We start from the raw sequence: 25,818 nt of genomic DNA on the forward strand, positions 1-25,818 counted from the left end.
TGGCTGTTTTCTAACGCGCTTGAGTTGTTAGAAGAAGCTTAAGCAACCTAAGCTACGATTAACACTTTACAGGTGTTAGTGCCGCCAATCGTTTCCATTGCATCGCCTTTGGTCATTAGTACCATATCACCGCTATTCAAATAACCTGCCGCTGTTAATGCTTCTAACGCTTTTTGCGCTAGCTCATCGGCTGGGTGGATCGTTGAATCGAAGTAGATTGGCAACACGCCGCGGTACAAGGCCATTTTGGCTAAGGTTGTTGCGTGACGTGATAAACCCAGGATTGGCAGTGAAGAACTGATACGAGACATCAACTGTGGTGTTGCACCCGATTCAGTCAGAGCGATAATCGCCTTAACGCCTTCTAGGTGGTTTGCTGCATACATAGTCGAGAGTGCAATGGTTTCTTCAACTGAAGTGAAACGCACATCTAATCTATGCTTAGACACAATCACACTTGGGTGAGATTCAGCGCCAACACACACGTTTGCCATTGCCTTAACGGTTTCTTCTGGGAAGTCACCGGCAGCAGTTTCAGCAGATAACATCACAGCATCGGTACCATCAAGCACTGCGTTCGCCACGTCCATTACTTCGGCGCGGGTTGGCATTGGGCTTGAAATCATCGATTCCATCATCTGAGTGGCCGTGATGACGACTTTATTCAGTTGGCGTGAACGGGCGATTAATTTCTTCTGCACCGCAACGAGCGCAGCATCACCAATTTCAACACCTAAGTCACCACGGGCAACCATAACCACGTCAGATGCTAAGATCACATCGTCCATAGCCGCATCGGTCGCAACGGCTTCAGCGCGTTCAACTTTAGCCACGATCAAGGCATTGCAACCGGCTTGACGGGCAAGATCACGGGCGTAATCTAAATCAGCACCACTGCGCGGGAAAGACACGGCTAAATAATCCACTTGGATCATTGCCGCAGTCAAAATGTCAGCTTTGTCTTTTTCGGTTAGCGCAGCAGCAGAAAGTCCGCCGCCTTGCTTGTTAATACCTTTGTTGTTAGATAAAGGGCCTGCCACAGTCACTGTGGTATGCACTTTACGGCCTTCAACACGCTCAACGCGTAATTGAACACGGCCATCATCTAACATCAGGATATCGCCAACAGTCACATCATCAGGCAATTGCTTGTAATCGATACCCACTTGGGTCTCGTCGCCTTCACCTTTGGCTAACTCGGCATCAAGTACATAGGCTTGACCTAATACCAGTTGTACTTTCTTATTGTCCTTGAAAGTAGAAACACGGATTTTAGGGCCTTGTAAGTCACCCAGAATAGCCACATGAACGCCCAACTCTTTAGCGATTTCACGCGCTTGAGTCGCTCGTTTTAAGTGATCTTCAGGGGAACCGTGGGAGAAATTAAGACGTACAACGTTTGCACCTGCCGCGATGATGCGGCGTAGATTATCATCACGATCGGTAGCGGGACCTAGAGTGGTGACGATTTTGGTTCTGCGGAACATAAGGATACTCCGTTAAAGTTAAAAAAATCTTGGGCCTATATTACCATGCAATTCCAGATTATGTAGTAAAGTTACAATCAAAATGATCTAAAGTTATGTATGAAATTTGTGAGGTATCGCTGATATTTGCACGATAAATGGCTAGGAAAAGGATCAACGCTAGCCATTTTTAGAAAAGGAAGTGAGTTACAGTATCGGATCTTTATTGATGCGAGACTCTTTTAACACTTCTTTTACGCGTTTCAAATTATCGCGGAAACGTGGACCTCGACGTAAGGTAAAACCCGTTGCCAATACATCTATAGTGACTAATTGGGCTAAACGCGAGGCCATAGGCAAATACATGTCGGTATCTTCTGGCACTTCCATTGTCACTGGCAGTGTACATTCCATCGATAAAGGTGAGTTGCGGGCAGTAATACCAATTACAGCTGCACCGTTTTCTCTTGCTAAACGGGCTATCTCAATCAATGACTTAGTACGGCCAGTGTGGGATATCAACACGACAACATCGCCTTCATTGCTGTTTATGCAGCTCATGCGTTGCATTAAAACATCGTCAAAACAGATGACAGGCACATTAAAGCGGAAAAATTTATTTTGTGCGTCATGGGCAACAGAAGCGGAGGCTCCTAGGCCAAAAAAGGAAATCGTCTTAGCTTGAGTCAGTATATCAACGGCTTTGTTGATGGCTGAAATATCGAGACTCTGACGAGCGGTATCAAGCGAAGCCATTGAAGATTCGAAGATTTTTGTCGTGTAAGATTCTGGTGAGTCATCTTCTTCAACATGGCGGCTCACATAAGGAGTACCGTTAGCGAGACTTTGCGCTAGATGTAACTTAAAATCAGGGAAGCCTTTAGTATCTAAGCGGCGACAGAAACGATTCACAGTAGGTTCACTGACATCTGCCATCTTAGCCAGTGTGGCGATGCTAGAATGTATAGCTGTCTGTGGTGATGCTAAGATCACCTCTGCAACTTTGCGTTCTGATTTACTAAAATGGGTGAGGCTTTTTTGAACCTTTTCTAGGGTATTCATACGCGTATGTCCGCTAAATTGAGAATGTAATTTTATTTTTTTAGTTTTGTGGGTGACAGATCAAGGCCGGCGGCCCACAAAGAGACTCTTTGTAGTAACTTTTCAGTACAATTTTGAAATAAGACTTTACTAGCTTCAGTAATTTAAGCACAAAAAGCATATCAGATTTATGCTGCAAGTGCCTAGTTAGCAAGAATGTTAATATTTATAAAAATAGATGCATTTAACAAATTCTGTTGTTATATTACAACAAAAGTGTGGATTTCTTCATCGACATGAAGGGACACGACATACAAAGGAGATCGTAACGCAATGGGCAAAACAACATCAGGCGCCAAAGCTTGTGACTTCGTACTCTTTGGTACTAAAGGCGATTTGGCACGACGCAAGTTGTTACCTTCTTTATACCAGCTAGATAAAGCTGAACTTCTCGATAAAGATACGAAAGTGATCGGTGTCGCGAAAGATGAGTTTACTCAAGAAGAGTTTATCGAATTAGTCACGCTTGCCTTAAACACCTTCGTGAAAGAGCCTTTGTGCGAAGAGACTCTCCAACGTTTCCTGTCCCGCTGCCACTATATAGGCACTAACTTTACCGATTCAGCGGGCTACAGTGCCTTCCATGAACTGCTCAAACCAGAAGAGCGTGTCATGGTGAGTTACTTTGCTACGCCACCTGCGATATTCGGTGACATTTGCCGTTGTTTGCACGAGCAAGATCTTATTCACCCAGATTCACGCGTGGTACTCGAAAAGCCAATCGGTTCAGATTTAGACTCTTCTCGCGTTATCAACGATCAAGTTTCCGCTTACTTCAAAGAACGTCAGGTTTACCGTATCGACCATTACTTAGGTAAAGAAACCGTACAGAACTTGATTGCCCTGCGTTTTGCCAACTCTTTATTTGCCTCTAAGTGGGACAACCGTACGATTGACCACGTCCAAATTACGGTAGCAGAAGAAGTGGGTATCGAAGGCCGTTGGGGTTACTTCGACAAAGCGGGTCAGATGCGCGACATGATCCAAAATCATTTGCTGCAAGTGTTAACGCTGGTTGCAATGGATCCACCGGTTAACTTAGACGCTGACAGCATACGTGATGAAAAAGTTAAAGTGCTTAAATCACTGCGTCCGATTAATTCAGACAATGTGTATGAAAACACCGTGCGCGGTCAGTACAGCGCCGGTTTCTTAAAGGGCAGCCCAGTACCGGGTTATTTAGAAGAAGAAGGCGCCAACCTTCAATCACACACAGAAACCTTTGTGGCTATTCGTGTGGATATCGACAACTGGCGTTGGGCGGGCGTACCTTTCTATTTACGTAGCGGTAAACGTATGCCGTTTAAGAGCTCTGAAATTGTGGTGTATTTCAAAAACCCACCACATAACTTGTATCGCTCAAGTTACCGAAATCTGCCACCGAACAAGCTGACGATTCGTCTGCAACCCCATGAAGGGGTTGAAATCCAGATGATGAACAAAGTGCCAGGTTTGGAGCAAAAACAACGTTTACAAACCACTAAACTCGATTTGAGCTTCTCCGATACCTTCAAAAATGAACGTATCGCCGATGCCTACGAGCGTCTATTGCTTGAAGCCATGCTCGGTAATCAAGCGCTGTTCGTGCGCCGCGACGAAGTCGAGCAGGCATGGACTTGGGTAGATGGCATTATTCAATCGTGGGAACAAAGCAACGAAAAACCAAAACCTTATCCTGCGGGCACTTGGGGTCCAGTTGCGTCAGTTGCTTTGATTACCAAAGATGGCCGTTCGTGGGACGAGTAGGAGACTTTGATGATTAAAGAAACCGTATTCAAATCTTTCGATACGCCAAGTGCCTTAGAACAGCAACTGGCCAGCAAGATTGCGAGCCAGTTACAGGAAGCCGTCGATGCCCGCGGAAAAGCTAGCCTAGTGGTTTCCGGTGGTTCGACGCCGCTTAAGTTATTTCAACTATTGAGCATGAAGTCCATCGATTGGAGTGATGTTTATATCACTCTCGCCGATGAGCGCTGGGTTGAAGCTGACGCCGATGCGTCTAATGAACGTCTAGTGCGTGAACATTTATTACAAAACCGTGCGGCAAATGCCAAATTCCGCGGTTTAAAAAACATGTTTTCGACCGCAGAAGCGGGCGCCGATATGGCCGCCGAGTCTTTGTCTAATTTCCCTCGTCCTTTTGATGTGGTGGTGTTAGGCATGGGTAACGATGGTCATACTTGCTCTTGGTTTCCCTGTAGTGCTGAGCTTGAAAATGCGCTCACAACCCAAGCCCTGTGCGTGGCGACTAACCCCACCACAGCGCCCCACGGCAGGATCACGCTCTCTAAGAGTGCGATTCTGAACAGCAGACAAATTTATCTGCACTTGGTCGGGGAACAGAAATTATCCGTATATCGTCAAGCGTTAGAAAGTGATGATGTCCATGTTATGCCTATCAGAGCCGTATTAGCGCAGCGTAAAACGCCCGTTGATGTGCTCTGGAGCGCTTAAGGAGTCAAGATGCACTCAGTAGTTCAAGCTGTTACCGACAGAATTATTGCCCGTAGCAAAGCGTCACGTGAAGGTTATCTCGCCGCATTGAATGATGCTCGTAACCATGGTGTACACCGTAGCTCCTTGAGCTGTGGCAACTTAGCCCATGGTTTTGCCGCCTGTAATCCAGACGACAAAAATGCATTGCGTCAATTGAATAAGGCGAACATCGGCATAGTGACGGCATTTAACGACATGTTATCTGCGCACCAACCCTATGAAAGCTATCCTGAATTGCTTAAAAAAGCCTGTCAGGAAGTCGGCAGTGTTGCACAAGTGGCGGGCGGTGTGCCGGCCATGTGTGACGGTGTGACTCAAGGTCAACCCGGTATGGAATTGAGCTTACTGAGTCGTGAAGTGATTGCTATGGCAACGGCTGTGGGTTTGTCTCACAACATGTTCGATGGCGCTTTACTGCTCGGCATTTGCGATAAAATTGTTCCAGGTTTACTTATCGGCGCCTTAAGTTTTGGTCACTTACCTATGTTATTCGTGCCGGCAGGTCCGATGAAATCAGGTATCCCGAACAAAGAAAAAGCCCGTATCCGTCAACAATTTGCCCAAGGTAAAGTAGACCGTGCACAGCTGTTAGAAGCTGAAGCCCAGTCTTACCACAGTGCGGGAACCTGCACTTTCTACGGCACGGCAAACTCGAATCAGCTGATGCTTGAAGTGATGGGCCTGCAGTTACCAGGCTCGTCATTTGTGAATCCTGATGATCCACTGCGTGAAGCCTTAAACAAGATGGCGGCTAAGCAAGTGTGTCGTTTAACTGAAATGGGTACTCAATATACCCCAATCGGTGAAGTGGTCAGCGAAAAGTCTGTGGTGAACGGCATAGTGGCACTTTTGGCTACTGGCGGTTCTACTAACTTGACCATGCACATCGTCGCCGCGGCTCGCGCTGCCGGTATTATCGTGAACTGGGATGATTTTTCTGAATTATCCGATGCCGTGCCATTAGTGGCGCGCGTGTATCCAAACGGTCACGCCGATATCAACCATTTCCACGCCGCGGGCGGCATGGCGTACTTGATTAAAGAATTACTCGATGCGGGTCTATTGCATGAAGATGTGAATACCGTTGCGGGCTTTGGTTTACGCCGTTATACCCAAGAGCCAAAACTGCTCGACGGTGAACTGCGCTGGGTGGATGGTCCAACAACCAGTTTAGATACTGAAGTGTTAACTTCTGTCGCATCACCTTTCCAAAACAACGGTGGCTTGAAATTACTGAAAGGTAACTTAGGCCGCGCTGTGATCAAAGTATCGGCGGTACAAGCACAACATCGTGTCGTTGAAGCGCCCGCGGTAGTGATTGACGATCAAAACAAACTCGATGCCTTGTTCCAAGCCGGTGCTCTGGATAGAGATTGCGTGGTTGTAGTTAAAGGACAAGGCCCGAAAGCCAACGGTATGCCAGAACTGCATAAGTTAACCCCATTATTGGGCACGCTTCAGGACAAAGGCTTTAAAGTTGCGCTGTTGACCGACGGTCGTATGTCTGGCGCGTCGGGTAAAGTCCCTGCGGCGATTCACTTAACGCCAGAAGCTTTAGATGGCGGTTTAATTGCCAAAGTCCAAGATGGCGACTTGATCCGTGTCGATGCGTTAACAGGCGAACTGAGCCTGCTTGTATCTGAAGCTGAACTTGCCACCAGAGCCGCGGGAATAGTTGATTTACATCGCTCACGTTATGGCATGGGCCGCGAGTTATTTAGTGCGCTACGTTCCAATCTAAGTAGTCCAGAAACTGGTGCGCGTTGTACTAATGCCATCGATGAACTTTATTAATACAAAGGAAGAATAACGCAATGCTTGAGAATAACTGGTCACTACAACCACAAGATATTTTTAAACGCAGCCCTATTGTTCCTGTTATGGTGATTAACAAGATTGAACATGCGGTGCCATTAGCGCGAGCACTGGTTGCCGGCGGCATTAGCGTGTTAGAAGTGACTTTGCGTACGCCTTGTGCACTCGAAGCTATCACTAAAATCGCCAAAGAAGTGCCAGAGGCCTTAGTGGGAGCGGGTACTATCTTAAACGAAGCTCAGCTAGATCTTGCGATTGCCGCTGGCGCGCAATTTATTATCACCCCAGGCGCGACAGTTGAACTGCTCAAAGCGGGTATGCATGGTCCTGTACCATTGATCCCTGGTGTTGCGAGTATTTCAGAAGTGATGACGGGGATGGCGCTTGGTTACACCCACTTTAAATTCTTCCCAGCTGAAGCCTCTGGTGGCGTGGATGCGCTCAAAGCCTTCTCGGGACCGCTAGCGGATATTCGCTTCTGCCCAACAGGTGGCATTACGCCAAGCAGCTATAAAGATTATTTAGCGCTGAAGAACGTCGATTGTATTGGCGGCAGCTGGATTGCGCCAACGGATGCAATGGAACACGGCGATTGGGATCGTATCACTCAACTTTGTAAAGATGCCATCGGCGCTTTATAAATCGAGCTTGACTTGAAATAGTGACAAAATAAAAACCACCGCAAGGTGGTTTTTTGTCTTTCATCTTTCATCTTTCGCCTTTGATAAAGAATGCCTGTGACAGCGGGCGCTATAGAAAGTTTAGTTTTTATAGAAATTCGCACATTTACAAACGGTCTGGCTTTATAGCAAGTCGGGCAGCGCAATGTCTGCTTGGCTACATTTCCTTACTCAGTTCCACATTTGAGCCGGCTTTGGGGCTAAATAACTGTTGATACAGTCGCCCCGCGAACTCATCTGTCATCCCTGAAATATAGTCCGCCAACACTCTGTGACTGTTTAAGCCTTGTTGCTCACTTTCGCGCCAGCGCTCTTGGGTGTTCAGTGGCAGTAAACGCTCTGGATCGGAAGCGAAGGCTTCGAATAATCCCATCACAATCTGCTGGCCCTTATATTCCAGCATTTGGATCTCAGGTTTACGGATCACGTATTTATAAACCAGTTGCTTGAGCACATTGAGCGCAATGGCAAATTCGGGCTCTAATGTTGCATTAAAGCGCAATAATGGTTCTTCAAACACGTCATCTTCTGAGATAACAATCGCGGTGACAAAGCCATTAACGAGTGTGCCTATGGCATCTTTACGTAGGTGATGCTCATGGGAAAACAGCTTGTTGCCAATATCTGCCAGCTCTTGTTTTATCCACGCATCACTGCTGTTCGTGAGTGTCGGCGCCACATCTTGATGCCACTGGGACGCTGTGACTATGCCCATCACAATCGCATCTTCGAGATCGTGCACCGCATAGGCGATGTCATCTGCCAGTTCCATAATCGAGCAATCGAAGGATTTAAACTGGGTTCGCAGATGTGGATAGTGGTGCAGGGCGGGGTGTGAACCTTGCTGAGTTGATGTAAAACGACGGCTATCCATCTCAGACAAAGGCTCAAGCACCCAAGCGAAGATGTCGTTATCATCGTCGAAAATGCCCTTAACCGGCGGCCATTGTGACGGTTTTAACTGTCTGTAGTTGGTGATTTCACTATGCTCGCCCGCGACAAATAGCGTCGAGTGCGGCGCAGGGTATTTTAAAATCCCGAGCATGGTACGCCGACATAAGTTCATCCCGAAATCTAATGTATAAGGCTCAAGTTTCGATAAAATGCGAAAAGTTTGGCCATTGCCTTCAAAACCGCCGTGGTCGCGCATCATATAATTCAATGCGACTTCACCGCCATGGCCGAAGGGAGGATGACCAATATCGTGGGCTAAACACAGGGACTCTAATAAGCTCATAGAGCAAAGCAGCTGCTTATGTTGTGGATATTTGCGTCTGAGCTGCGCGGCTATGCCAGTGCCAATTTGCGAGACTTCGAGTGAGTGGGTTAATCGGGTGCGATAGAAGTCATTCATACCAACGCCGAGCACTTGCGTTTTGGCCTGGAGGCGGCGAAAGGCGGCCGAGTGGAGAATACGCGCCCTGTCTCTTTGGTAAGGGCTGCGGTGATCGTTACGCCGTTGTTTATCTTCACCATGACGGCGTTCTTGCCAAACACTTGAAGTCATATGCATTCCTAGCGAGAGTGGAAAATCAAAGCATCTTGTTAATTTCGTCTAAATTCAAGGTGAAACTGGGCACAAAGCAGTTCATAAAATACTGTACGGCGGGGTCAGGATTTGTCGCCAACATGTCTTCGAGGCGCTTACGGGCGGTATTGAACTCACTGTTGCCGGCGCGGTTTTCTTCAAGACATTTAAGGTATGCGCACAGAGTATCAGCCGATTTCACTATGGTCTTGTAAACGGGATCGGCGTAATCGCTGATGAACAGACTGCGATAATCTGCTTTAAATTCCTCTGGCACCATATCCAGCATGCGCTGCTCAGCAATCGCCTCAATCTTTTTATACTCGGCTTCGATTTCTTTGTTGAAGTATTTCACCGGCGTCGGTAAGTCACCCGTGAGGATTTCACTGGCATCGTGAAAAATCGCCAAACTGGTGGCTTGATGGGGACAGAGCGTCGTGCCGAACTTTTTATTGCTGATGATCACCAGTGCATGGGCCACCATGGCAACTTGCAGCGAGTGTTCTTGAACATTTTCAGTGCGAACGTTGTACATCAAAGGCCAGCGCTGGATAAGTTTCATTCGAGCTAAATGGGCAAATAAGTGACTCATAGTTTTCCTGTAAAAGTGACCAAGTATATAACTTATGTTTTACCTGCTAATGAGTGAATAAAAGGCGACAAGCTGCAATGGAAGACGTGACACGAGTTGAATAAGCAGTATTGACGCTAATGAAGTGTTAGATTATCACAGCCTTGGATGACACGTGAGCATGAGCGGGAGGTTTTGTACAAATCACTAAAAATAAAGCGACCACTCGGATCGCTTTATGACTCAAACCGTTAACTGAGGCTAAACCTACTGTCGATAGTTTTCGAGGAAGGCGCCAAACTCGGTAAATGCTTTTTTCAGATCTTCTTTATAGGGTAAGAAAACCACTCGAAGATGGTCAGGCTCTGGCCAATTAAAGGCTGTGCCGTGCACTAACAGGATTTTCTTTTCTCTGAGTAAATCCAGCACTAAGCGCTCATCATCCCGTAGATTGAATTTCTTCATATCCAGTTTAGGGAAAGCATAGAGTGCGCCCTTAGGTTTTTTCACGCTGACGCCCGGGATTTGGTTAAGCAATTCGTAGCAGGCATCCCGTTGAACGGTCAAACGGCCATTAGGTAAAATCAGCTCGTTAATACTTTGATAGCCACCGAGCGCAGTTTGAATCGCATGTTGATTGGGCACGTTTGCACACAGGCGCATCGAAGAGAGCATCTCTAAACCTTCGATATAGCTCTTCGCGGCCTTAAGATTGCCAGACAACATCATCCAACCGACACGAAAGCCCGCTGCGCGATAAGCCTTTGATAACCCATTGAAGGTAACAGTTAAAATATCATCAGAAAGACTAGCCGCAGGAACATGCTTGGCTTCGTCATACAAAATTTTGTCGTAAATTTCATCGGCAAATAAAATCAAGCTGTGTTCACGGCAAAGTTCAACCACTTGCAGCAGTAATTCTTTGCTGTAAACCGCGCCCGTAGGATTGTTCGGGTTGATCAGTACAATACCGCGGGTACGCGATGAAATTTTGCTTTTAATGTCGTTGAGATCGGGGAACCAGTCCGCTTCTTCATCACAACGATAATGCACGGCTTTGCCGCCAGCGAGGTTGGCCGCCGCCGTCCACAGTGGATAGTCAGGCGAGGGGATTAAAATTTCATCATCCGTGTTGAGCAGACCTTGCATCGCCATCATAATGAGTTCTGAGACGCCGTTGCCTATATAGATATCTTCGATATCGACACCAAAAATCCCTTGGGCTTGATAATGCTGCACTATGGCCTTGCGGGCAGAGAATAATCCTTTTGACTCACAGTAGCCTTGGGCACTGGGTAAATTAAGGATCACATCGCGCACAATTTCTTCAGGCGCTTCGAAACCGAAGGGTGCAGGATTACCAATGTTAAGTTTGAGGATCCGATGACCCTCGTCTTCTAAACGTCTGGCTTCCTTGTGCACTGGGCCGCGGATGTCATAGCAAACGCTATCTAGCTTGTTGGATTTGATGATAGGGCGCATTTACACCTCGGAACATGCATAAAGTTTTGGCTTAAGTTAGCGCACCATAACGAAATTTCACTGTAGATGAAAGGGGGGAACTGCACAGAATAGGACTTTTTTTATAAATACTACTTAGTTAAATATGCTTTAACAGTCAATTAATGAAATAAGAACAAGTTTTATATTCTGACTTTTGTATGCTTTAAAGAACGTTAGACTGTCGATGGTGGTAAATAAAACCTGCTTTACGTGTTTTTTAGATGTAAGAAGAAAATAATCACGCTTAACAGAAATGCATTTTCAGTGGTTGACGGTTATTTCGTTTCCTTTGTTCGTCCTATAAATCTTAGTCGGGGAAAATTGTATTTTAGCAAAAGCTTAATGATTGATTTTTAATCACAGTTCCTCGATAAGATCAACTTATGCAAACTGTATATGACCTTGTGATAAATAGGCATATTTATTGAATGCTTATTAAGCTAGTAGGATCATTCACGGTTTCGTTGCGAGTGAGTTAAAATGCTTTAAAATTAAAGTTTTATGTTGATTTTGTCAGCGACCGTTAAAATTATTTTCTATCAAGTTAAATTTATAGTTGACTCAATATTCGATGCGCTTTATTTTCTGCGCGATGTTTTTGGCAAGGCACCTCAGATAGCAAGCAATTCGCGGGTTTTATCTTCAGGGTTAGTCATCATGAAGCAGCTGTGTTGACGTTCTAAATCATGTTGATTTCAGACGTTATTCTAAAACCATTTGCCTTTTAGGCGATTTATTTAGAGGACCTAAGTGCATGTCTGAACCGACAGCGTTAAGTCTCATCCCACCTTTGGTGGTATTGGTGTTAGCTATTTGGTTACGCCGTCCCATTTTATCTCTGATCATAGGTGCGGTAACCGGTTTCCTGTTACTCGATCCCAGTCAAGTCTTAAACAATTTTGCCAGTGTGTCATTGAAGGTCATGGCCGATGAAACCATAGGTTGGTTGATTTTGGTGTGTGGTGGTTTTGGTGCGCTGATCGCGCTTTTGGTCCGCACCGGCGGCGCATTAGCGTTTGGTCGTAATGCACTGAGATTTGCTAAGGGACCCAAATCGTCCCTATTGATGACCTTTATTCTTGGGATCGTGATTTTCATCGATGATTATCTCAATGCGCTGACCGTGGGTGAAACCATGAAGCGTGTAACGGATAAGTTTAAAGTGTCCCGTGAGATGCTCGCCTATGTCGTAGATTCCACCGCCGCGCCCGTGTGCGTGTTAGTGCCATTGTCGACCTGGGCTGTATTCTTTGGTGGATTACTGGTCGATAACGGTGTGGCAGCAGAAGGTCAGGGCATTGCTGTTTATATGCAAGCGATTCCTTACATGCTTTATGCTTGGTTAGCCGTGGCTATGGTGCTGCTTGTGGCACTCGGCATAGTGCCTGCCATTGGTCCGATGAAGACTGCGCAGCTGCGCGCTGCCCAAGGCGAACCAGCAGAAGCCCAAGTGGATTTCGACCAAGTGCAAACCTCGGATGAATATGCGGTTAAAGCCATCGAAGAGGAATTTAAGCACGCCGATAATCATGGCAAGCTGCATAACTTTTTAGTGCCGATTTGTTTGTTAGTGGCCTTTACCGTGTACTTTGATATCGATGTGTGGAAAGGCCTGCTGGCGACCTTAGTGATCACGATTCCTTATTATGCGGTGCAACGTTTAATGCCGTTATCCGAGATGATGGATCAGATGATCGATGGTTTTAAGAGCATGCTACCGGCGATTAGCACTGTGATTGCGGCGTTTGTGTTTAAGGATGTGTGCGATCAGTTATTACTGCCGCAGTACGTGATTGAATCTTTAAGCCCGTTTATGACGCCTAAATTGCTGCCTGCAGTGGTGTTTTTATCTATGGCGATCCTCGCGTTTGCCACAGGTTCGAGCTGGGGCATTTTTGCGGTAACTATTCCTATCGTTATGCCATTAGCGCAATCGGTGGGTGCGGATATCCCATTAGTGATTGGTGCCTTGTTGTCAGCATCATCATTTGGTAGCCAAGCGTGCTTCTACTCAGATTCAACCGTATTGGCCGCCCAAGGCTCAGGTTGTAACTTAGTAAGCCATGCAGTGACTCAGTTACCTTACGCGCTTATTGCAGCAGTAATCGCATTTATAGGCTTTATTGTGATTGCATAGCCTAGGCCACTGTCGAACCAGTCACCATTAATATAAGAAACCAGCTGCGGCTGGTTTTTTTATGTCTGCCGTTATAGGATTAGGCGGCTAAAGTGAATCAATAATGAGGCAAAGTGATTAGGCTTGAACTAGGTTGAAGGCGATTCCACTCTTGAAGGGAGAACTTCAGACGATGTCAAATTATATTTTACGAAATTGTCATTTATATTTTACATGTTTCATCATTGCCATGTAGCTTTTCAAATCAAAGCCTGATTATACTTTGCATCCTTCATGGTGTTATTTTCAACATTAGTGGCAAACGAATCAAATGGACTCAACCCTTCTTACTGAGTTTTTCAAGCACGGCACCATACGTGATGTCGAATGTTTATTCCCCGATATCTCAGGCTATCCAAGGGGGAAGCTCATGCCAGCCCGAAGCTTTGCTCAGGGGGCTGAGTTACGTATTGCCCAAGCGATTTCGATGCAGGCAATTACTGGGGAATATTCCTACGATCCTATTTTCCCTGATGCCGACCCTGATCTCCTATTAGTCCCCGATTACAGTACATTAAAAATGATCCCGTGGAGCACAGTGCCACGTGCATTTGCCATCCATGACTGTGTGCTGCTCGATGGTCATTTATGTCCATTTGCGCCGCGCTCCATTTTAAAGAATGTGTTGGCCCGTTACCAAGCCTTGGGGTTAACGCCCGTGGTGGCCCCTGAGATTGAGTTTTATCTTACGGAGGCGAATACCGATCCGAGTGTGGCGTATCAGGCGCCCATTTCAAAAAGTGGCCGAGCTGAAAACGGTCAATCTGCGTTTAGTATGAATATGCTCAATGAACTCGCACCATTTTGGGATGAGTTTAATGCCGCTATCGATGCGATTGGGATCAAAGGAGATACTTGGATCCATGAGATGGGGCTATCGCAATATGAAATTAACTTAGTGCATGGCGATCCGCTGGCCTTAGCAGATCAAGCTTTTATGTTTAAATACGCGGCGAAAGAAATCGCCATTAAACATGGCTTGAACGCAATTTTTATGGCGAAACCCATAGCTGGCCAACCCGGCAGTTCTATGCATTTACATCAAAGTGTCGTCGATGATAAAGGCAATAATATATTCAGCCATGCCGATGGTAGCGACACTGAACGTTTTCACCATTACATCGGCGGATTACAGAAATATCTACCTGATTTAATGTTGTTATTTGCACCTAATATCAATTCATTCCGACGTTACATTTCCGGTAGCCAAGCGCCGATTAATTTAAGCTGGGGCGTTGATAACCGCACCACTGGCTTACGTGTGCCATTGAGTGCGCCAGTGGCGAGACGGGTAGAGAATCGTATTGCGGGCGCCGATGCTAATCCGTATCTGATGATTGCGGCATCTTTGGCTGCGGGACTTGCGGGAATGGAAGAAAAACTATCCCCAAGCGCGCCAGAAACCGGTAGTGCTTATGAGAGCAGCCATGACTTAGCGCAGACATTTCTCGCTGCATTAACGCAAATGCGCCAAAGTGATTCGGCAAGGCGCTTACTCGGGGATGATTTTGTCACGGGGTTTGTGTCGGTGAAGGAAATCGAGTTTCAAAGTTATTTGAGTGAGATAGGGGCTTGGGAGCGACGTTTTTTAGGGCCGCAATGTTAGTGCTTATTTTCTGAGGGGATGTTGCTGGATAACGCTTTATCCCTTGAGTGACTGACATCCCACAAATACATCCCACAAATCACACGACTAAAAAACTGCGACAAAAAAGCCAGTGCATGCACTGGCTTTTCTTCGTCTGGAAACGAGAAGGGCGATTAAACGCGCTTCTTGAATTCGCCAGTACGAGTGTCGATTTCGATCTTGTCGCCAACTTTCACGAAGTCAGCAACACTGACTGTGCCGCCGCCAGTGATAGTCGCAGGCTTCATTACTTTACCTGAAGTATCGCCACGCGCTGAAGGCTCAGTGTAGGTTACTTCACGTACGATAGTGGTTGGCATTTCAACAGAGATAGCTTTGCCATCGTAGAAAGTTACTTGGCAAGTTTCTTCCATACCGTCAACGATATAAGCCGCTGCATCACCTAAGTTTTCAGCTTCTACGTCGTATTGGTTGTATTCTGCATCCATGAATACAAACATAGGATCAGCAAAGTAAGAATAAGTACAATCAAGACGATCTAGGATGATGTCTTCTAACTTATCTTCACCTTTGAAAGTCGTTTCAGTACCAGAGTTAAGCAGTAAGTTTTTCAACTTTAACTTAACGATAGCAGCGTTACGGCCAGAACGAGTTGTTTCAGTTTTCTGCACAACCCATGGGCTGCCATCTAACATGATCACGTTACCAGGACGGATTTCATGAGCAGTTTTCATTACACTATTTCCTATATTTAGATTTTTCTGTTTTCGCGCAGTATCTTAGCTGTTTTTAACGAACTGAACTAGTCGAGTAGCGAGATCTGCAGCATTTAATGCATTAATTGGCCATTGTTTAGCATGGTGCAACAAGGGCAAATTAACAGGATTAAGGTTTTGCCAGTGAAGGCTCACGGCAGATTGCTGTGCTTGGTTGAACGCAAGATTCAATTCAGACCAATAACAAGCAATTTTAGGTGGCAGATTATCGCAGTAAAGTTTGAGAAAAGCTTCTAATTTTACGAGATGATAATCATCTTCTTGGGGATAAATGTGCCAAATGAAGGGTTTTGCGGCCCATTGGGCGCGTAAAAAGGAATCTTCGCCGCGGACGATATTAAAATCACAGCTCCAGAGCAGGCGATCAAAGCCTTGTTGATCTGTCATAGGCAAAATGTGCAGAGTCAAATTGCCATGATTTATCTGTTGACCCGGAACGAGCGCGGCAATGTCACAGGGCAGTAAATGCGTCAGACTGTTTAAGCTACGACCCTTGGGAATAAGCGCATGGATTTTCTCGGCCGATTGCTGCCATAACTCGCATAATGCGGGCAGTGCCTCGGTCTCATAGCTAAAAACGCTAATAACAGTGTCTTGTGCCTGAATGTCCTTAAGACCTAGATCAGTAAAAAGCTGCAATTTATTGGCAGTATCAGCTTGCCAAGCATCACGTTCTGCAAACAAATTTTGCTCGCAGATGAGCCCACCGGTTTTTGCGCCAAAGCCCGGGAAGTAAAAATACTTCTTTAAACCATTGGCTTGTAATGAAGGCAAACCATGGCAGCCTTCGACCCAATCCTCAGCGCTTAAATACTCTAAATTCAGCCAGATAGGTACAGATTTTGGGGCGTTCTGATGTAAATAAGCCAGCTGCGCTTTTACCTGTTCAGGGAGTTCACAGGCAAAGGCTTCGATGAGCATAGCTCCTGCGACAAACGCTACAGGCAAAGGCTCTTTCCAATGAATAATATTCACACCATTGAAGCTTTGAGTGGCTTTTAGTGGATCGAGTGTCGGTAAAATATGAGAGAAGCTTGCGAGGTCGTCGACCCACAAATTAACGGGAATCTGGTACTCATTAACCATTTGTTTGGCTAAACGCCAAGTGACACCAATATCGCCATAGTTATCGACGACAGTGCAAAAGATATCCCAATGGGTGGAGCGGGGTGTATTGGTCATGAGTGTGATATGTCGTTATTCTTAGTTACAACAAGTAGATAGTTGCAATAAGTAAAAATATAAGCATAAAAAAAGCGGCGTTAAGGCCGCTTTAATCAAATGGTTAGCCCAATTAGTCTTCTAATTCTGCTAAGCACATTTCTTCGTAAATTTGCTTAACCCAAGCATCGACACGCTCTTCGGTCAGTTCTGGCTGACGATCTTCATCGATACCTAAGCCAATAAAGTGGTCGTCATCGACTTGACCCTTAGAGGCTTCGAAGTTGTAGCTCGCAGTTGGCCAGTGACCAATGATGATACCACCACGCGCTTGAACAATATCGCCAACCATGCCCATGGCATCGAGGAAATACTCAGCGTAGTCTTCTTGATCACCACAACCAAAAATAGCGACAAGTTTGTCAGTAAAATCAATTTGCTCTAATTCAGGGAAGAAATCGTCCCAGTCACATTGTGCTTCACCGTAATACCAAGTCGGAATGCCGAACAGCAGCAAGTCATACTCTGCAATCTGTTCTTTGGTACTTTTGGCGATATCTTTCACCTCAACCATTTTTTTACCCAGTTTTTTCTGGATCATTTTGGCTACAGCTTCGGTGTTACCTGTGTCGCTACCGAAAAAAAGACCTACAGTTGCCATTGTCTATCCTTTAATGTCTAGTTCACTTATTAGGTTAATCTTGCTGGTACTCGTTCAGCATTCAACTTGTTGCTGAAGAATTAATTCGATTAACTGGCTACGGCTGATGTTACTGGCCAATGCCTGCTCATTCAAGGCGTCATACAAATCTTGTGACACCTTTAACTCTATTCGCTTTAATCCGTTGGCTTTATCGCGCTGGATTTGATTGCGTTTGTTGACCTTAAGCTGCTGGCTACGGGACAAAGGATTACTTCGTGGGCGGCCCCGGCGCTTTTCATTGGCAAAAAGGTCAATGGTGGTTCTGTCTGTCGCTTCTTTTGCCATGTTCTTATTGTTAACCGATCCCTGAGCCTTCCCAAGTGATCTGGATAATACCTTTTACAATAAACCCGGCGCAGCCGAGAAATAACACTAACCAAACAATAAATCGACCAAATTTCGGCACGTTACCTTGTTTAAGCACATCGTGGATGGCCATGCCGATAAAGAAAAATATCGAGGCAAAAAACAGGTTCAGGCCGATGGTTTCAATTTGTTCCATGTACTGAGATAACATACTTTCTTAGTCCTCGAGAGTGTTCTAAGGCCAAAAGAGGCGCGAATATATCACATCAAGATGGCGGCTGCCATATGCTTTAGGTCGAGTTTGCTGCTGATTTACATTGCTTGTTTGTCAATAAATTCAGACACAATTCGATTAAAGATGGCGGGTTTTTGTGCATGTAACCAATGACCGCAACCTTCGAGGGTTTTCGCTTGCGCCGCAGGGAATTGCGCCATGATAGCGCTTCTGTGTTCACTCGTAACATAATTCGAGTCACCGCCGCGAATAAATAGACTCGGGCCGCTATAACTTTGTACTGGATTTGGCGCCTGATTATGCCAGCCAATAATATTAGGATAACAAGCTTTTAGACCACTTAAATTCAGCTTCCAACGAAAGCCTGTGTCGGTACGTTGCAGGTTTTTGAGTAAAAACTGCGCCGTGGCTTCGTCGATACCTTTGTCAATCAAGTGGTTTAGGGCAAACCGTCTGTCGGTATGACCTTCTAAGGGCAGACTTGCTAATGCGGCAAACACTGTATCGTGTCTTGGCTCATAGGCGACGGGGGCGATATCGGCTGCCACCATGCTGATAATGCGCTCTGGATGAGCTAACGCTGTCGCCATGGCGATTTTACCGCCCATGGAGTGACCCACAATATGGACGCGTTCAATAGCCTGTTCGTCGAGTAATGCAACCATGGCAGTGGCGAGGCGAGGGTAATCCATCTCATCCCAATGCTCACTTAAACCATGATTGGGCACATCGACACGAATAACCTGATACTGGCTTTCTAATACTTGCCCTAGGCCTTTGAGGTTATCTAGGTTGCCGAACAAGCCGTGGATCAAGAGTACAGCGGGTCCTTGGCCTGTAGAAACAAAGTTCATGGTGATTCCTGTTGGATATGTTTAGCTTAACGTGGCGCGAATTGTGCCCTTAATGCCGTTGGCTTGACAAGTCAGTTGCTACTTTAGCGTATATGCGGCAATTAACTTGGGCGCTTTTTCGACAATTGCCGATTATCTGCTAGTTTGCTGTGCTATTTCACGCATTTTTAGAATAATGACGCTTTATCAGATTGATAGACATGGATACACTGTTAACCGATCGCAATGATCTGCCCCGATCGCTGTGGTACACTTTTTTCGGTTAAGCCTGTCGAATAACAAAGGATAATTAAGGTTATGAAATATATCGAAGTTGATGAAGAGCTCTATCGTCATATTGCCAGCAAAACAGAACGTATTGGTGAGAGCGCCTCTGACATTCTTCGTCGATTACTCGGCCTGTCCGTCGATGCGGTCGAACCACCTCAGCCTTTGGCGATAAGCCAACCAAGTTTAGAGGCTGAACCAATTCAAGCTGCCGTAGTGCAAACTGCACCTGCTGTGAATGATTTTAGTCGTTTAGTCGATGAACATCTGTTATCGCAACAAAAAGGCGCAGTTGGGCGTTTTTTGTTTTTGCTCGAAAGTTTGTATCAATTAGCCCCAGAGCAATTCTCACAAATTTTGCAGATCCAAGGGCGCGATCGTTTGTATTTTGCCCGTTCGAAAGAGCAATTACTGGAAGCGAGTGCCTCGGCGAATCCTAAAGAAATCGGTACCAGTGGTTTTTGGGTGACGAGCAATAACAATACCGCCAAGAAACGCACCATTTTATCCGAAGTCTTAGTGCAATTTGGCTGTGATGCAACGGTTGCAGCTGGCATAGCCGAGCGCGTTTAATCCGCGGGTGAGCTAAGTTATTACGATATTTATCTACATTTTCTAATTGTAATTGAGTGCAGGAGAGCCATAGGTGGCAATACATCAAAGGGCAGGACAAATCGCTAATCAGACGGATCTGGTCAATATTCCAAAACTGATGAGCCATTATTACAGCATCACGCCAAATATGGATGACGTACAACAACGCGTTACCTTTGGCACTTCTGGGCACAGAGGCTGCGCTTTTAATGGCAGTTTTAACCAACAACACATTTGGGCGATTACCCAAGCTGTGGTGGATTATCGCCAATCGGTGAATATCAATGGGCCGTTGATCCTCGGTATTGACACCCATGCGTTATCCTACGCCGCTTATTTGTCGGCCATTGAAGTGCTGGCGGCAAATAAAGTCACAGTGCATATCCAGCAGAATGATGGTTTCACGCCAACGCCTGTGGTGTCCCATGGAGTGATTTGCGCCAATCGCGAAGCAAATATCACAGGTGCGCCTCTTTCCGATGGTTTGATTATCACGCCTTCCCATAATCCACCTCAAGATGGTGGGATCAAATACAATCCACCCCATGGTGGACCGGCCGAAGGTAATATCACGGCTTGGATTGAGTCGCGTGCCAATGATTACTTACGCCAAGCGTTAGCTGGCGTGCAAAAATTAGCGTATGCCGAAGCGCTGGCCTCAGGCTATGTCAACGCCATTGATTTGGTAACGCCCTATGTGGCTGATTTAGAGAATGTTATCGATATGCAGGCGATTGCCAACGCTAAGCTGCGTATCGGTGTTGACCCGCTCGGTGGTTCAGGGATTTTCTACTGGGCACCGATTGCCGCGCGTTATGGGCTCGATATCACCTTAGTCAATGATAAAGTTGACCCAAGCTTTAGCTTTATGCCGCTGGATAAAGACGGCAAAATCCGCATGGATTGCTCTTCTCCCTATGCGATGGCTGGGTTACTCGCCCATAAAGAATCCTTTGATTTATGCCTTGGTAACGATCCTGACTATGACCGCCACGGCATTGTCTGCCCTGGTACAGGCTTGATGGACCCTAATCACTACCTTGCGGTCGCTATCGATTATTTACTGACGCACAGACCGGATTGGAGCGATAGCTTAGCCATAGGTAAAACCTTAGTATCGAGTGCGCTTATCGATAAAATCTGTGCTTTCCATGGCAAAAAGTTACTCGAAGTGCCTGTGGGTTTTAAGTGGTTTGTTGATGGTTTAGCCGAAGCCACCATCGCCTTTGGCGGTGAAGAGAGCGCTGGCGCGGCGTTTTTGCGCCGTGATGGCACTACGTGGTGTACAGATAAAGACGGCTTTATTCTAGGGTTACTTGCCGCAGAAATTCTTGCGGTGACAGGTAAAACTCCAGGTCAACGCCATCAAGAGCTAGTAAAACAGTTTGGCCAAAGCTTTTATAAGCGTATCGATAGCCCAATCAGTCTTGAAAACAAGGCCAAATTTGCGTTATTAAATGCTGAAACCTTAAATGCCACAGTGCTTGCGGGTGAGGCAATCGAAAACGTGTTAACCCATGCACCGGGCAATAATGCGGCCATTGGTGGCATTAAAGTGACTACGGCGAATGGTTGGTTTGCGGCGCGTCCATCGGGCACGGAAGCGTTATTTAAGATTTACGGCGAGAGTTTTATCAGTGAGCAGCATCTAGCTGAGATTATCAAAGATGCGCAGGCATTAATTGATAAGGCGCTGAATGCTTAATGCAGCAGTAGGTTTATAAAGTATCAAAAAAAACGCACTCAGTTTTGAGTGCGTTTTTGTTTGTGTCTAATGTCAGTTATGAGTATTTTTTCATGCTGATTTGACCGTATTTAGTACTCGATATGACAACTCGGTAAGTTATTCTTATCAATGTAATTTTGGTGATATTCCTCAGCCACATGGAACTGTTGCAATGGCACTATTTCAGTCACGATATGGCGTAATCCCCAACGACCTGAGCGGGCAAAAGCCAACTTTGAGGCTTCTGCCGCGGCTTTTTGTTCGCGATCATGGAAGAAAATCGTACTGCGGTATTGAGTGCCTATATCTCCACCTTGCATGTTCAGACTGGTTGGATTGTGGTTTTTCCAAAATACCTCGAGCAAGTCTTCATAACTGATCAGGGCAGGGTCAAATTCCACTTGTACCACTTCGGCGTGGCCAGTTTTGCCTTTTTTGACTTCTTCATAGGTGGTCGCGCTATTATTACCGCCCATGTAACCGCAGGTGGCATTCAATACGCCGTTCACTTGTCTAAAAAAATACTCTACGCCCCAGAAACAGCCGGCACCAAAGGTTGCTAACGCCATAATTAAATCCAATAGAAGTCTAGATGGCTAAGGATTGTGATAAAACTCGCGCGCAAAAGCAAGCCTCTAGCAGGAATATTTATGCAGGATGAATTTTCGATAAGGTGATGGAAAATTTACACTCGCCGTAGCAAAGCGCCGCGTTGATCTTATTCCGTTCAAAACTGGGTCCTATGGCGATAAATGTCTGAGAACAGCACTAAAAACATGTGTTAGTATTGAAGCCGCTTTTTAAGGTGCGAGTGAGACTAACCGCGTTGAGATGAATGCTTGAGTGGTTATGGCTATCTGCACTGATGCTATTGCGCCGTTACTGTTACACACCATTATAAGGAGAATTCTGTGTTACAAGCTCTGTTAGATTCAAAGGATTTTTTAGCGCTCACCTTAGCCCATCCTGAACAGTTCGATGGCGAGTTTACATTTAGCTTAGGCGAGCATACCCAAGTTGAAGTCTGGGATACCGGCGTTATCGTTTTTGAGCCCGCCGAGAATGAAGGAAAAGATGTTGTCCTATCTTGCGGTGTTCACGGTAACGAGACCGCGCCTATTGAACTCTGCAATAGCTTAATTAAGCAGCTTTTACAGCAAAAAATCATCGCAAAGCAGCGCACTTTATTCCTGATTGGTAATCCATTAGCGATTAATAACGGCACGCGTATTATCGATGAGAACATGAATCGTCTCTTTAGTGGTGAGCATTCCAATCCTCCGGGATTAGTCAATCCTGAGCGAGTGCGCGCCAAAAAACTCGAAGCCTATGTCGATCGTTTTTATACCGCGGTTGCCGATGGTCGTCAGCGCATTCATTATGATCTGCACACGGCGATGCGCGCCTCGAAGCATGAAAAGTTCGCTATTTATCCCTATCGTCCTGGGCGTGCCTTTAGTGGCGAGCAAATCATGTTTTTAGCCGCAAGCGGTGTCGATACGGTTCTTTTTCACCACGAACCGACCACGACCTTTAGCTATTTTTCCTCCGAACGCTACGGCGCCGATGCCTTTACCATTGAGCTTGGCAAAGTGTTTCCCATGGGGCAGAACGACATGACGCGTTTTATCGCCACCCATGAAATGTTTATGCGCTTGATCACCGCTAAGCCGTTGGAGCTAGATGCATTTGATGCCGATAAGGTTAACTTGTACCAAGTGTGCCGGGTCATCAATAAACATTTCGATGATTTTGAATTTACCTTCGCCACCGATGTCGAAAACTTCAGATCTTTCCCTAAGGGCTTTGTTTTAGCGCGGGAAGGTGGGCAAGAAATTAAAGTGGAACATGAGTTTGAGTCTGTCGTGTTCCCTAATGCCAAAGTGCCTATTGGCAATCGCACTGTGATTTGCCTGATCCCTGCGGTGAATGCGGACGTGCGTTAGGCTTGTAAAGCAATATATACATGCGAGGCAGGGATAACTTGTGGTTTGAGCTATGCCAATGGTTGATAGGTAGTTTACGTTAACGTAATGTTCGTCGGGCATATTCGTATAAACAGACGCATCAAAACGCTTTGGTGCGTAATGAGATAACAAGAGCACAATATGAGCAAAGCAACACTCAACACTGATACAGTGCACCGTGTCGGCTTCTTGGATAAGGCATCGCTACACATTCCTATCCTTCGAATTCTACAAGCCGACGGCACCACTTATGAAACCGCGGTTTTGCCTGTGATAGATGAAACCTTAGCCACTAAAATTTACGATACCTGTGTATTCACTCGGGTACTTGATGAACGTATGCTTGGCGCCCAGCGTCAAGGTCGTATCAGCTTCTACATGACCTGTACGGGTGAAGAAGCGGCGATTGTCGGCAGTGTGGCCGCACTCGATCAAGAAGATGTTATCCTCGCGCAATACCGTGAGCATGCGGCGCTGCGTTATCGCGGCTTTACCACTGAACAGTTTATGAATCAGATGTTCAGTAACGAGAAAGATCTCGGTAAAGGTCGCCAAATGCCAATCCATTACGGCAGTGCGGCATTGCATTATCAAACGATTTCTTCACCCCTTGCGACACAAATCCCGCAGGCGACGGGTGTGGGCTACAGCTTAAAAATGCAAGGTAAGCGCAAAGTCGCGGTTTGCTATTTTGGCGAAGGCGCTGCATCGGAAGGGGATTTTCATGCCGGTCTAAACATGGCCGCCGTACTGAAATGCCCAGTGATTTTCTTCTGCCGTAACAATGGCTACGCCATTTCAACTCCAACCGAAGAGCAGTTTGCCGGTAACGGTATTGCGAGTCGCGGTGTGGGTTATGGCATGCACACTATTCGTGTTGACGGGAATGACATGCTGGCCGTGTTAGCTGCAACCCAACAAGCACGCGCCTATGCGATTGAGCATAATGCGCCAGTGCTGATTGAAGCCATGACTTACCGTCTCGGCGCGCATTCATCTTCAGACGATCCTTCTGGTTATCGCTCGAAAGATGAAGAAGCCAAGTGGCAGCAACACGATCCGGTTAAACGCTTCAAATTATGGCTTATCAACAAAGGTTGGTTGGCTGAAGCGGATGATGTGAAACTGCATGAAAAATATCGTGAAGAAGTATTGGCTGCGGTAAAAGTGGCTGAAAAAATTCCTGTGCCTATGCTGGATGAAATTATTGAAGATGTGTACGACAAGCCGACGCCAGTGCTGAAAAAGCAACTTGCCGAGCTTAAAGAACATATCAAGAAATATCCGCAAGCCTATCCAAAAAGTGCAGGGAGACTATAAGCCGTGGCTGAAATGAATATGTTACAGGCCGTCAATGAGGCCTTGTCGATTGCCATGCAAGCCGATGAACGCATGGTGGTTTTTGGTGAAGATGTGGGCCACTTTGGCGGGGTATTTCGCGCCACCTCCGGTCTTCAAGAAAAATTCGGTCGCGCTCGCTGCTTTAATACGCCGCTGACAGAGCAAGGTATTGCCGGTTTTGCCAATGGTTTAGCCTCAAATGGCATGACCGCCGTGGCCGAGATCCAATTTGCCGATTATATTTTTCCGGCGTTTGATCAAATCGTCAACGAAGCCGCTAAGTTCCGTTACCGCAGTGGTAATGAGTTCAATGTGGGCAGTTTAGTGTTTCGTACGCCCTACGGTGGTGGTATTGCCGGTGGGCATTATCACTCCCAATCACCCGAAGCCTATTTTACCCAAACTCCAGGCTTAAAAGTCGTTGTGCCACGTAACCCTGAGCAAGCCAAAGGCCTGCTGCTTGCGTCAATTCGTGACAAAAATCCGGTGATCTTCTTTGAGCCTAAGCGTTTATATCGCGCATCGGTTGGCGAAGTGCCCGCGGGCGATTATGAAATTGAACTGGGTAAGGCTGAAGTGGTTCGCGAAGGCAAAGACATCACCTTAGTCGCGTGGGGCGCGCAAATGGAAATCCTTGAAAAGGCGGCAGAAATGGCGGCTAAAGAAGGTATTTCCTGTGAGGTTATTGACCTTCGTACCTTAGCGCCTTGGGATATTGATACCGTTGCCGACTCCGTTAAAAAGACCGGGCGACTGCTTATCAACCACGAAGCGCCGCTAACAGGTGGCTTTGCGGGGGAGATTGCGGCAACGATTCAACAAGAGTGTTTTTTATATCTGGAATCGCCCATTAGCCGAGTGTGTGGTTTAGATACCCCGTACCCACTCATTCATGAAAAAGAATACATGCCAGATGCATTCAAAACGTTTGAAGCCATCAAAGCATCAGTGACCTTCTAGGAGT

Annotated in this window: 23 protein-coding genes; 11 read left to right on the top strand and 12 right to left on the bottom strand. The window is 46.2% G+C overall.

Annotated features, from left to right (window positions below; all coding sequences use genetic code 11):
- Positions 1-47 precede the first annotated feature (47 nt).
- Positions 48-1,487, bottom strand: a complete 1,440-nt coding sequence (pyk, locus tag K5Q99_RS07035) for a pyruvate kinase (RefSeq protein ID WP_105252459.1) — start codon at positions 1,485-1,487, stop codon at positions 48-50.
- A gap of 186 nt (positions 1,488-1,673) precedes the next feature.
- Positions 1,674-2,528 carry a MurR/RpiR family transcriptional regulator gene (locus K5Q99_RS07040; RefSeq protein ID WP_106650436.1) on the bottom strand — a complete coding sequence of 285 codons (855 nt, stop codon included), beginning with the start codon at positions 2,526-2,528 and terminating at the stop codon, positions 1,674-1,676.
- A 312-nt stretch (positions 2,529-2,840) separates the two neighbouring features.
- Here K5Q99_RS07040 and zwf point away from each other — a divergent pair, with 312 nt between their 5' ends.
- The 4 genes from zwf to K5Q99_RS07060 are packed head-to-tail and all read left to right on the top strand — an operon-like array spanning position 2,841 to position 7,519.
- Positions 2,841-4,313, top strand: coding sequence for a glucose-6-phosphate dehydrogenase (gene zwf / locus K5Q99_RS07045; RefSeq protein ID WP_106650437.1), 1,473 nt, complete (start codon positions 2,841-2,843; stop codon positions 4,311-4,313).
- Between the two features lie 9 nt (positions 4,314-4,322).
- Positions 4,323-5,021, top strand: coding sequence for a 6-phosphogluconolactonase (gene pgl / locus K5Q99_RS07050; RefSeq protein WP_220776448.1), 699 nt, complete (start codon positions 4,323-4,325; stop codon positions 5,019-5,021).
- Between the two features lie 9 nt (positions 5,022-5,030).
- Positions 5,031-6,857, top strand: a complete 1,827-nt coding sequence (gene edd / locus K5Q99_RS07055) for a phosphogluconate dehydratase (protein WP_220592920.1) — start codon at positions 5,031-5,033, stop codon at positions 6,855-6,857.
- A 20-nt stretch (positions 6,858-6,877) separates the two neighbouring features.
- Positions 6,878-7,519 carry a bifunctional 4-hydroxy-2-oxoglutarate aldolase/2-dehydro-3-deoxy-phosphogluconate aldolase gene (locus K5Q99_RS07060; protein WP_006081567.1) on the top strand — a complete coding sequence of 214 codons (642 nt, stop codon included), beginning with the start codon at positions 6,878-6,880 and terminating at the stop codon, positions 7,517-7,519.
- A 196-nt stretch (positions 7,520-7,715) separates the two neighbouring features.
- Here the strand turns inward: K5Q99_RS07060 and K5Q99_RS07065 are convergent, their stop codons facing one another.
- From K5Q99_RS07065 to K5Q99_RS07075, 3 genes are all read right to left on the bottom strand, one after another.
- On the bottom strand, positions 7,716-9,065 hold the full coding sequence (locus K5Q99_RS07065) for an anti-phage deoxyguanosine triphosphatase (RefSeq protein ID WP_220776449.1): 1,350 nt from the start codon (positions 9,063-9,065) through the stop codon (positions 7,716-7,718).
- 25 nt (positions 9,066-9,090) lie between these two features.
- On the bottom strand, positions 9,091-9,678 hold the full coding sequence (gene yfbR / locus K5Q99_RS07070) for a 5'-deoxynucleotidase (protein WP_220776450.1): 588 nt from the start codon (positions 9,676-9,678) through the stop codon (positions 9,091-9,093).
- Positions 9,679-9,924: 246 nt separating this feature from the next.
- Complete coding sequence (locus K5Q99_RS07075) at positions 9,925-11,139, bottom strand: pyridoxal phosphate-dependent aminotransferase (protein WP_106650441.1); 1,215 nt, start codon at positions 11,137-11,139, stop codon at positions 9,925-9,927.
- Positions 11,140-11,914: 775 nt separating this feature from the next.
- On the opposite strand from K5Q99_RS07075, the gene K5Q99_RS07080 reads away from it, so the two are divergent.
- Together K5Q99_RS07080 and K5Q99_RS07085 are read left to right on the top strand one after the other, a co-directional pair.
- Entirely contained in the window at positions 11,915-13,297 is a 1,383-nt protein-coding gene (locus tag K5Q99_RS07080; RefSeq protein ID WP_106650442.1) for a Na+/H+ antiporter NhaC family protein, read from the top strand.
- 310 nt (positions 13,298-13,607) lie between these two features.
- Positions 13,608-14,942 carry a glutamine synthetase family protein gene (locus K5Q99_RS07085; protein WP_220776451.1) on the top strand — a complete coding sequence of 445 codons (1,335 nt, stop codon included), beginning with the start codon at positions 13,608-13,610 and terminating at the stop codon, positions 14,940-14,942.
- 155 nt (positions 14,943-15,097) lie between these two features.
- Here K5Q99_RS07085 and efp read toward each other — a convergent pair whose 3' ends face one another.
- From efp to K5Q99_RS07115, 6 genes are all read right to left on the bottom strand, one after another.
- A complete protein-coding gene (gene efp, locus K5Q99_RS07090; protein ID WP_106650444.1) occupies positions 15,098-15,658 on the bottom strand; it encodes an elongation factor P in 561 nt (186 codons plus the stop codon).
- A 45-nt stretch (positions 15,659-15,703) separates the two neighbouring features.
- Positions 15,704-16,882: an elongation factor P maturation arginine rhamnosyltransferase EarP gene (earP, locus tag K5Q99_RS07095; protein ID WP_220776452.1), complete on the bottom strand. Its 1,179-nt coding sequence runs from the start codon at positions 16,880-16,882 to the stop codon at positions 15,704-15,706.
- A gap of 112 nt (positions 16,883-16,994) precedes the next feature.
- Entirely contained in the window at positions 16,995-17,522 is a 528-nt protein-coding gene (gene fldA, locus K5Q99_RS07100; RefSeq protein WP_006081576.1) for a flavodoxin FldA, read from the bottom strand.
- Between the two features lie 54 nt (positions 17,523-17,576).
- Entirely contained in the window at positions 17,577-17,849 is a 273-nt protein-coding gene (ybfE, locus tag K5Q99_RS07105) for a LexA regulated protein (RefSeq protein ID WP_006081577.1), read from the bottom strand.
- Between the two features lie 10 nt (positions 17,850-17,859).
- Positions 17,860-18,081: a DUF2788 domain-containing protein gene (locus K5Q99_RS07110; RefSeq protein ID WP_006081578.1), complete on the bottom strand. Its 222-nt coding sequence runs from the start codon at positions 18,079-18,081 to the stop codon at positions 17,860-17,862.
- 101 nt (positions 18,082-18,182) lie between these two features.
- On the bottom strand, positions 18,183-18,959 hold the full coding sequence (locus tag K5Q99_RS07115) for an alpha/beta fold hydrolase (protein WP_220776453.1): 777 nt from the start codon (positions 18,957-18,959) through the stop codon (positions 18,183-18,185).
- A gap of 297 nt (positions 18,960-19,256) precedes the next feature.
- On the opposite strand from K5Q99_RS07115, the gene seqA reads away from it, so the two are divergent.
- Both seqA and pgm read left to right on the top strand, forming a co-directional pair.
- On the top strand, positions 19,257-19,799 hold the full coding sequence (gene seqA, locus K5Q99_RS07120) for a replication initiation negative regulator SeqA (protein WP_107947487.1): 543 nt from the start codon (positions 19,257-19,259) through the stop codon (positions 19,797-19,799).
- Positions 19,800-19,872: 73 nt separating this feature from the next.
- The gene (gene pgm / locus K5Q99_RS07125) at positions 19,873-21,525 is read left to right on the top strand and encodes a phosphoglucomutase (alpha-D-glucose-1,6-bisphosphate-dependent) (RefSeq protein WP_220592925.1); all 1,653 of its coding nucleotides are present in this window, start codon (positions 19,873-19,875) and stop codon (positions 21,523-21,525) included.
- A 110-nt stretch (positions 21,526-21,635) separates the two neighbouring features.
- Here the strand turns inward: pgm and msrA are convergent, their stop codons facing one another.
- Positions 21,636-22,115: a peptide-methionine (S)-S-oxide reductase MsrA gene (msrA, locus tag K5Q99_RS07130; protein ID WP_220776454.1), complete on the bottom strand. Its 480-nt coding sequence runs from the start codon at positions 22,113-22,115 to the stop codon at positions 21,636-21,638.
- Positions 22,116-22,457: 342 nt separating this feature from the next.
- Between msrA and astE the strand changes: the two genes are divergently transcribed.
- The 3 genes from astE (at position 22,458) to K5Q99_RS07145 (ending at position 25,814) form a co-directional block, all read left to right on the top strand.
- Entirely contained in the window at positions 22,458-23,492 is a 1,035-nt protein-coding gene (gene astE / locus K5Q99_RS07135) for a succinylglutamate desuccinylase (RefSeq protein WP_220776455.1), read from the top strand.
- Positions 23,493-23,654: 162 nt separating this feature from the next.
- Positions 23,655-24,833 (top strand): thiamine pyrophosphate-dependent dehydrogenase E1 component subunit alpha, encoded by a 1,179-nt coding sequence (locus K5Q99_RS07140; RefSeq protein ID WP_113939702.1) that lies wholly within the window; start codon positions 23,655-23,657, stop codon positions 24,831-24,833.
- 3 nt (positions 24,834-24,836) lie between these two features.
- Complete coding sequence (locus K5Q99_RS07145) at positions 24,837-25,814, top strand: alpha-ketoacid dehydrogenase subunit beta (RefSeq protein ID WP_220776456.1); 978 nt, start codon at positions 24,837-24,839, stop codon at positions 25,812-25,814.
- The last annotated feature ends 4 nt before the right edge of the window (positions 25,815-25,818 follow it).

Source organism: Shewanella hafniensis, from assembly GCF_019655335.1.
Lineage (GTDB): Bacteria > Pseudomonadota > Gammaproteobacteria > Enterobacterales > Shewanellaceae > Shewanella > Shewanella hafniensis.